Here is a 6,903-nt window from a genome sequence, read left to right as displayed (position 1 = left end):
TCTCGGCGCCGCGCGGGACGACGAACTCCGTCCACACGTCACCGGTCGGACCGGGCCCGTCCGGGCCGGTCAGCCGCACCCGCTGGTCCTTCAGCAGCGGCGAGAACTCCTCCACGGTCAGTCCGAGGACATCGCGCAGCACGCCCGGATAGGCGCCCTCGTGCACGGCGTCGTGCTCGTCCACGATCCCGGAGAAGTACGACACCACGAGCGTGCCGCCGTTCTCGACGTAACGCCGGACGTTGCGCCCGGCGGCCTCGGTCATCAGGTACAGGGCCGGCACCACGACCAGGGGGTAGGCGGACAGATCGGCTTCCGGGTGGGCGAAGTCGACGGTGAGGTGGCGGTCGTAGAGGGCCTCGTAGAAGGAGTCGGCGCGCTCGCGCGGGTCGTGGTCCTCGCTGGGCCGCCAGTCGAGGCCCTGCGCCCACCAGGACTGCCAGTCCCACAGCATGGCCGCGTCGGCCTCGGTGCGGGTGCCCCGGATCCCGCTCAACGCCTCCACGGACGCGCCGAGTTCGACGACCTCGCGCCAGACCCGGGTGTCGGTGCCGCCGTGCGGGACCATCGCGGAGTGGAACTTCTCGGCGCCGCGCCGGGACTGGCGCCACTGGAAGAACATGGCGCCCTCGGAGCCGCGGGCGACATGGGCGAGGGAGTTGCGGGCCATCTGGCCGGGCGCCTTGGCGGGGTTGCGGGGCTGCCAGTTGACGCCCGAAGTAGAGTGCTCCAGCAGCAGCCAGGGGGCGCCGCCGGCGACCGAGCGGGTGAGGTCGGCGGCCATCGCGAGGTTGACGTGGGTGCGGCGGCCGTCGGTGATCAGGTAGTGGTCGTTGGTGACGAGGTCGACCTCGCGGCCCCAGGCCCAGTAGTCCATGGAGTCGCACTGGCTGAGGGCGGTCATGAAGTTGGTGGTGACCGGGACGCCGGGTGAGAGGCGGTGCAGGATGTCGCGCTCGGCGCGGAAGTTCTCCCGGATGAGGGCGTCGGCGAACCGCTTGTAGTCCAGGGCCTGGCCCGGGTTGCCGACGGTCGGGGTGGTGCGGGGCGGGTTGATCTGCGCGAGGTCCGTGTAGCGCTGGCCCCAGAAGGCCGTTCCCCAGGCCTCGTTGACCGCGTCCACGCCGCCGTAGGTGTCCGCGAGCCAGCGGCGGAAGCGGGCCGCGCAGGAGTCGCAGTAGCAGGCGGAGACGGGCACGCCGTACTCGTTGTGGACGTGCCACATCGCGAGCGCGGGATGGTCGCCGTAGCGCTCGGCGAGCCGGGTGGTGATGTTCGCGGCGGCGGCGCGGTAGTCGGCGTTGCCGTGGCAGATCGCGCCGCGGGAGCCGAATTCGTAGCGCACGCCGTCGGCGGTGACCGGCAGGGCCTCGGGGTGGGCCCGGTAGAACCAGACGGGCGGCACCACCGTGGGCGTGCCGAGGTCGACGCGGATGCCCGCCTCGTGCAGCAGGCCGAGGATCCGGTCGAGCCAGCCGAAGTCGTACTCCCCCGGCGCCGGTTCCAGCAGGGCCCAGGAGAAGATGCCGACGCTCACCATCGTGACGCCGGCCTCCCGCATCAGCCGGACGTCCTCCCGCCAGACGGATTCCGGCCACTGCTCGGGGTTGTAGTCCCCGCCGAAGGCGAGCCTCGTCAGACCCCTGGGGGCGGTGTCCGGCATGGATGTCTCCCGGAAAATCGATCAGATGGGAACGTGCACACACAATCACTGCGGCGCGGGCCCAACATAACCGCACAGCAACAACCATTGACAAGTGTCCGGGATGTTTCTCTACTGTGAACGCTCACAGAAGCATGGCAGGGGTTCTCGGCAGCCGGGCGCCCGGGTCATGTGAGCGTGCACAACTGCGTGACAGGTCCCCGCAGCGGGCGGGGACCCGGGTCAGGGGAGAAACCATGCCGCACACGAAGCGCCGTCGCCTCGTGACAACCGCCGTCGCCGTGTCGCTCGGCGCCACCGCCCTCGCCGCCTGTGGCTCCGGGGACGACAGCAAGGCCGAGTCGGGTCCCGTGTCGCTGACGTACTGGACCTGGACACCCGGCATGGACAAGGTCGTCGACCTGTGGAACAAGGGGCCGGGGAAGAAGGAGCAGATCACCGTCACGGTGAAGAAGCAGGCGTCCGGCGACACGCTGGTCACCAAGATCCTCACCGCGCACAAGGCGAAGAAGGCCCCCGACCTGGTGCAGGCCGAGTACCAGGCGCTGCCGACCCTGGTCAGCAACGACGCCCTGGCCGATGTGTCCGGGGACGTCGAGGACGTCAAGGACAAGTTCGCCGAGGGCGTCTGGCAGCAGACCACGCTCGGCACGGACGCCGTCTACGCGGTGCCGCAGGACATCGGCCCGATGATGTTCTACTACCGCGAGGACCTGTTCAAGAAGTACGGCCTCAAGGTCCCCACCACCTGGGAGCAGTTCGCCGAGACCGCCCGCGAGCTGAAGAAGAAGGCCCCCGACAAGGACCTGACCACCTTCTCCGCCAACGACTCCGGTCTCTTCGCGGGCCTCGCCCAGCAGGCCGGCGCCAAGTGGTGGACCACCTCCGGCGACAAGTGGAAGGTCGGCATCGACGACGCGGCCACCCGCAAGGTCGCCGAGTTCTGGGGCGGTCTGGTCAAGGAGGGCGTCATCGACAACCAGCCGATGTACACGCCGTCCTGGAACAAGGCGCTGGACACGGGCAAGCAGATCGCCTGGGTGAGTGCGGTGTGGGCGCCCGGCACGCTGAACACGGCGGCGCCGGACACCAAGGGCAAGTGGGCCATGGCCCCGCTCCCCCAGTGGTCGGCGGACCAGGACGTCACCGGCAGCTGGGGCGGCTCCTCCACCGCGGTCACCACCGACTCCGCGCACAAGGAGGCCGCCGCCAAGTTCGCGGTCTGGCTGAACACCGACCACGACGCGCTGAACGCACTGGCGAAGGAGGGCGGCATCTACCCGGCGTCCACCTCCGCCCAGCTCAGCGGCGCCTTCTCCAACCCGCCGGCGTACTTCTCCAACCAGCCGGACTTCTACACCAAGGCCGCCGGCATAGCGAGGACCACCGCGCCCGCCTCCTGGGGCCCGAACGTGAACGTCGCCTACACGTCCTTCAAGGACGCCTTCGGCGCCGCCGCCAAGAACAAGTCGGACTTCGCCGCCGCCCTGAAGAAGATGCAGGACGACACGGTCGCCGACATGAAGAAGCAGGGCTTCGGGGTTTCGCGGTGAGCAGCTCCGCCCAGCGGAAGGGGTACGGGGTCAAGGCGGCCCCCTACACCTTCCTCCTCCCCGCCGCCCTCCTGTTCGCCCTCTTCTTCGCGCTGCCGATCGGCTACGCGGTGTGGCTCAGCTTCCGCAAGGTGCACGTCTCCGGCCTCGGCCTGGGCTCGGGCGCCCGGCAGGAGGTGTGGGCCGGCTTCGAGAACTACCGCGCCGCCTTCCAGGACAGCGAACTGCTGCACGGCGCGCTGCGCGTGCTCGGCTACGGCTGCGTCGTCGTCCCGGTGATGCTCGGCCTCGCCCTGCTGTTCGCGCTGATGCTGGACTCCGAGAAGGTGCGGCTCGCCCCGTTCACCCGGCTCGCGATCTTCCTGCCGTACGCCATCCCCGGCGTCGTGGCCGCGCTGCTGTGGGGCTTCCTGTACCTGCCGGACGTCAGCCCGTTCTACTTCGTGCTCGACAAGCTGGGCCTGCCGCAGCCGGACCTGCTGGACGGCGGTCCGCTCTACCTCGCCCTGTCGAACATCGCGGTGTGGGGCGGCACCGGCTTCAACATGATCGTCATCTACACCTCGCTCAGGTCGATCCCGGCCGAGGTGTACGAGGCGGCGCGGCTGGACGGCGCCACCCCGCTGCAGATCGCGCTGCGGATCAAGATCCCGATGGTCGCGCCCTCGCTGGTGCTGACCTTCTTCTTCTCGATCATCGCGACGCTCCAGGTGTTCAACGAGCCGACCACCCTGAAGCCGCTCACCAACTCGGTCAACACGACCTGGAGTCCGCTGATGAAGGTGTACCAGGACGCCTTCGGCCGCAACGACATGTACTCGGCGGCGGCCGAGGCGACCCTGATCGCCGTGGTCACGCTGCTGCTGTCGTTCGGGTTCCTGCGGGCATCGAACCGCCGCGACAAGCAGGAGGCAGCGCGATGAGTGTCCTCGCCGTCCACGAGGCGGCCCCGGCCGCCGGCTCCACTCCCGGTACGGCGCGGCGGCCTCCGCTGCGGCGCCGGATCGCGCTGGTGCCGACGGTCACCCTGCTGCTCGGCGCGGTCTACACCCTGCTGCCGGTCGCCTGGGTGGTGATCGCGTCCACCAAGTCCGGGCACGAGCTGTTCTCCACGTTCACCTTCCTGCCCGGCACCGGCTTCGCCGACAACATCAGGGATCTCGACGCCTACCGGGGCGGGGTCTACTGGAGGTGGATGGGCAACTCCGCGCTGTACGCCGGTCTGGGCGCCCTGCTGTCCACCGCCGTGTCGGCGTTCAGCGGCTACGCCCTCGCCACGTACCGCTTCCGGGGCCGCGAGACGATGTTCAACGTGCTGCTCGCGGGCGTGCTGATGCCGCCGGTGATCCTCGCGATCCCGCAGTACCTGCTGCTGGCGAAGGCCGACCTCACGGACTCCTACCTGTCCGTGCTGCTGCCGCAGATCCTCTCGCCGTACGGGGTCTACCTGGCCCGGATCTACGCGTCCGCCGCCGTGCCGGCCGACGTGGTGGAGGCCGGGCGGATGGACGGGGCGAGCGAGTGGCGGATCTTCACCCGGATCGCGCTGCCGATGATGATCCCCGGCATGGTGACGGTGTTCCTGTTCCAGTTCGTCGCGGTCTGGAACAACTTCCTGCTGCCGTACATCATGCTCAGCGACGACGAGAAGTTCCCGCTGACGCTGGGGCTTTACACGCTGCTGGAGCAGGGGGCGAACACGCCCGCGCTGTACACCCTGGTGATCACCGGCGCGTTCCTCGCGGTGCTCCCGCTGATCGCGCTGTTCCTGGTCATCCAGCGGTTCTGGAGCCTGGATCTGCTGTCCGGGGCCGTAAAGTCATGACCATGAGCAACACGGGGGGCCGGCGCAGGGCACCGACGATCCACGATGTGGCGCGCGAGGCGGGCGTCTCGCGCGGCACCGTCTCGCGGGTGCTCAACGGCGGGCACTACGTGAGCCCCGCCGCCCAGGAGGCGGTCAACGCCGCCATCCGCAAGACCGGGTACGTCGTGAACCGGCACGCCCGTTCGCTGATCACGGGGCGTTCGGACTCGGTCGGCTTCCTGCTGACCGAGCCGCAGGAGCGGTTCTTCGAGGACCCGAACTTCAATGTCCTGCTGCGCGGTTGCACCCAGGCGCTGGCCGCGCACGACATCCCGTTGCTGCTGATGCTGGCGGGCACGCGGGACGAACGGCGCCGGATCACGCGGTACATCACCGCCGGGCACGTCGACGGGGTGCTGCTGGTGTCCAGCCGCTCCGGTGACCCGGTCGCCGAGGAACTGCGCGCGGCGGGGGTCCCGCTGGTCGCCTGCGGCAAGCCGATCGGCCTCGGTTCGAAGGTGGGTTACGTCGCCGCCGACGACCGGGACGGCGCCCGGGACATGGTGCGGCACCTGCTGTCGCTGGGGCGGCGCCGGATCGGCGTGGTCACCGGTCCGCTGGACACCCCGGGCGGTGTGGAGCGGCTCGCCGGGTACCGGGAGGTGCTCGCCGAGGCGGGCCTTCCGGCCGACGAGCGGCTCGTCGTCTCCGGCGACTACAGCCGAGCGAGCGGTGAGGCGGGCGCGGAGCGGCTGCTGGACCGGGCGCCGGACATGGACGCCGTGTTCGTCGCCTCCGATCTGATGGCGCAGGGCGTGCTGGCGGCCCTGCACCGGGCCGGGAAGCGGGTGCCGGAGGACATCGCCGTAGGCGGTTTCGACGACTCCCCGGCGGCGACCGCCGCCACTCCGGCGCTCACCACGATCCGGCAGCCGTGGGACCGGATCAGCAGCGAGATGGTGCGGGTGCTGCTCGCCCAGCTGGGCGGCGAGGAGCCGGCGGCGGTGATCCTGCCCACGGAGCTGGTGCGGCGCGAGTCCGCGTAGGCGGTGGGCCGGCGCCGGCCCGGGAAGTGCCGGGTCCGGTCGCCGGGTGGCTGCCGCTTCGCCGTGGCCGGTGGCGTCTCCGCGCCCCTTCGTCACCGTGGGCCCGGTCTCACCAGGCCCGTCTCGTACGCGACGACGACCGCCTGGGCGCGGTCGCGCAGGCCGAGTTTGGCGAAGATGCGGGCCACGTGGGACTTGACCGTGGCCTCGCTGAGGGTCAGTTCGGTGGCCAGTTCCGTGTTGGACAGGCCCCGGCCCATCAGGGTGAGCACCTCCCGCTCGCGCGGGGTGAGCGCGGCCAGGCCGGCGGGGACCGCGGTGGCCGTGCGGTCGGCGTCGGCCGCGTACCGCTCCACCAGGCGCCGGGTGATCTGCGGGGCCAGCAGGGCGTCGCCGGTGCCGACGAGCCGTACGGCCGCCGCCAGGTGCTCCGGGGTGACGTCCTTGAGCAGGAAGCCGCTGGCCCCGAGGGACAGGGCCGTGTACACGTACCGGTCCAGGTCGAACGTGGTCAGCATGAGCACCCGGCAGCCGGGTGCCTCGGCCAGGATGCGCCGGGTGGCCTCCAGTCCGTCCATGACCGGCATGCGGATGTCCATGAGGACGACGTCCGGGCGGAGTTCACGGACCGCGGCGACCGCCTCGGCCCCGTCGGCGGCCTCGCCCGCCACCTCGATGCCCCGGGCGGTGAGGATCAGCCGGAAGCCGGTCCGGATCAGTGTCTGGTCGTCGGTGATCAGGACGCGGGGCGCCCGCTCGGGCGCGTCCGGGGTCACGGCCGGTCCAGGGGGATGCGGGCGCGCACCCGGAAGCCGCCGCCGAGTCTGCGCCGGG

Annotated in this window: 6 protein-coding genes; 4 read left to right on the top strand and 2 right to left on the bottom strand. The window is 70.8% G+C overall.

The annotated features are described in order from the left end of the window. Positions 1-1,663, bottom strand: a 1,663-nt coding sequence (locus tag H5J33_RS18545) for a beta-galactosidase (RefSeq protein ID WP_181796054.1), incomplete at its 3' end; no start/stop codon positions are given. A gap of 236 nt (positions 1,664-1,899) precedes the next feature. Here H5J33_RS18545 and H5J33_RS18540 point away from each other — a divergent pair. The 4 genes from H5J33_RS18540 to H5J33_RS18525 are packed head-to-tail and all read left to right on the top strand — an operon-like array spanning position 1,900 to position 6,069. After that, positions 1,900-3,216, top strand: coding sequence for an ABC transporter substrate-binding protein (locus H5J33_RS18540; RefSeq protein WP_181796053.1), 1,317 nt, complete (start codon positions 1,900-1,902; stop codon positions 3,214-3,216). Beyond that, complete coding sequence (locus H5J33_RS18535; protein ID WP_181796052.1) at positions 3,213-4,139, top strand: carbohydrate ABC transporter permease; 927 nt, start codon at positions 3,213-3,215, stop codon at positions 4,137-4,139. Before H5J33_RS18540 ends, H5J33_RS18535 begins: the two co-directional genes overlap by 4 nt. Beyond that, complete coding sequence (locus tag H5J33_RS18530; RefSeq protein ID WP_181796051.1) at positions 4,136-5,041, top strand: carbohydrate ABC transporter permease; 906 nt, start codon at positions 4,136-4,138, stop codon at positions 5,039-5,041. The genes H5J33_RS18535 and H5J33_RS18530 overlap by 4 nt, the downstream gene beginning before the upstream one ends. Next, a complete protein-coding gene (locus H5J33_RS18525; protein ID WP_181796050.1) occupies positions 5,038-6,069 on the top strand; it encodes a LacI family DNA-binding transcriptional regulator in 1,032 nt (343 codons plus the stop codon). Before H5J33_RS18530 ends, H5J33_RS18525 begins: the two co-directional genes overlap by 4 nt. A 92-nt stretch (positions 6,070-6,161) precedes the next feature. Here the strand turns inward: H5J33_RS18525 and H5J33_RS18520 are convergent, their stop codons facing one another. After that, positions 6,162-6,845 (bottom strand): response regulator transcription factor, encoded by a 684-nt coding sequence (locus tag H5J33_RS18520; protein ID WP_181796049.1) that lies wholly within the window; start codon positions 6,843-6,845, stop codon positions 6,162-6,164. Positions 6,846-6,903 lie beyond the last annotated feature (58 nt).

Origin of the sequence: Streptomyces sp. WELS2 (genome assembly GCF_013870595.1) — a bacterium.
Classification (GTDB): Bacteria; Actinomycetota; Actinomycetes; order Streptomycetales; family Streptomycetaceae; genus Streptomyces.
The sequence above is the reverse complement of the archived record's forward strand: the minus strand, read 5'-3'. Positions and strand labels throughout refer to the sequence as shown.